Genomic DNA, 1,280 nt, shown 5'->3' with positions numbered 1-1,280 from the left:
GGGTGGATCAGCTGGCCGGCGGGGGATTCCTTGTAGGCCAGGACCAGGTCACGGTCCACCGACAGGTAGTTCTGGCCCTTGGGGTTGTAGATCTTGGCGGTCGGGAAGAACGCATCCATGCCGAAGGTACGTGCTTCGTCAGGGATGATCGGGGCGATGTGCTTGCCGAAGTTCTTATCCCGCATCAGGTCCTTGAGGAGCCTGACGAACGCCATGGTGGTGGCGGCCATCTGCTTGCCCGAGCCGCGCTTGGCTACCTCGTAGGACTTGGCCTCGGGCAGCACGATCTCGGCGTGGGTGTTCCGGCGTTCCGGGACGGACCCGCCCAGAGCGGCGCGTCGCTCCATCATGTACTTGATTTCCGGTGCGTCGTTACCCGGGTGGTAATACGGCGGCCGGTAGGCGTCCTTTTCAAGCTGCTCATCGGTGACCGGGATCCGCAGGTGGTCGCGGAACTTCTTCAGGTCATCGAGGGTCAGTTTCTTCATTTGGTGGGTGGCGTTGCGGCCCTCGAAGTGGGGGCCGAGGCCGTAGCCCTTGACGGTGTGGGCGAGGATGACGGTGGGTTTGCCCTTGAATTCGGTGGCGGCCTTGTAGGCGGCGTAGACCTTGCGGTAGTCGTGGCCGCCGCGTTTGAGGTTCCAGATCTGGTCGTCGGTGAGGTCCGCGACGAGGTCCTTGGTCTGCGGGGTCTTGCCGAAGAAGTGCTCGCGGACGAACCCGCCGGATTCGGCCTTGTAGGTCTGGTAGTCCCCGTCGACGGTTTCGTTCATGATTTTCACCAGGGACCCGTCGGTGTCCCGGGTAAGCAGGTCATCCCATTCCCGGCCCCAGACGACCTTGATCACGTTCCAGCCCGCGCCGCGGAAGAACGCTTCGAGTTCCTGCATGATCTTGCCGTTGCCGCGCACCGGCCCGTCCAGGCGCTGGAGGTTGCAGTTGATCACGAAGTTCAGGTTGTCCAGGTTCTCGTTCGCGGCGAGCTGGAGCAAGCCCCGGGACTCGGGTTCGTCCATTTCGCCGTCGCCCAGGAACGCCCAGACCTGCTGGTCGGAGGTGTCTTTCAGGCCCCGGTTGTGCAGGTAGCGGTTGTTCTGCGCCTGGTAGATCGCGTTCATCGGCCCGATGCCCATGGACACGGTGGGGAATTCCCAGAAGTGCGGCATCAGGCGCGGGTGCGGGTAGGAGGACAGGGCGTGGCCCTCGCGGGACTTTTCCTGCCGGAACCCGTCCAGGTCCTCCTCGGACAGGCGCCCTTCCATGAACGCCCTGGCGTACAT

General features: G+C 63.8%; 1 pseudogene. It reads right to left on the bottom strand.

Going from position 1 to position 1,280, the window contains the following annotated elements:
* Positions 1-1,280, bottom strand: a pseudogene (locus tag AB0313_RS22115) (pyruvate dehydrogenase (acetyl-transferring), homodimeric type); the annotation flags it as partial.

The organism is Pseudarthrobacter sp. NPDC080039, assembly GCF_040702335.1.
GTDB lineage: Bacteria > Actinomycetota > Actinomycetes > Actinomycetales > Micrococcaceae > Arthrobacter > Arthrobacter enclensis_A.
The sequence above is the reverse complement of the archived record's forward strand: the minus strand, read 5'-3'. Positions and strand labels throughout refer to the sequence as shown.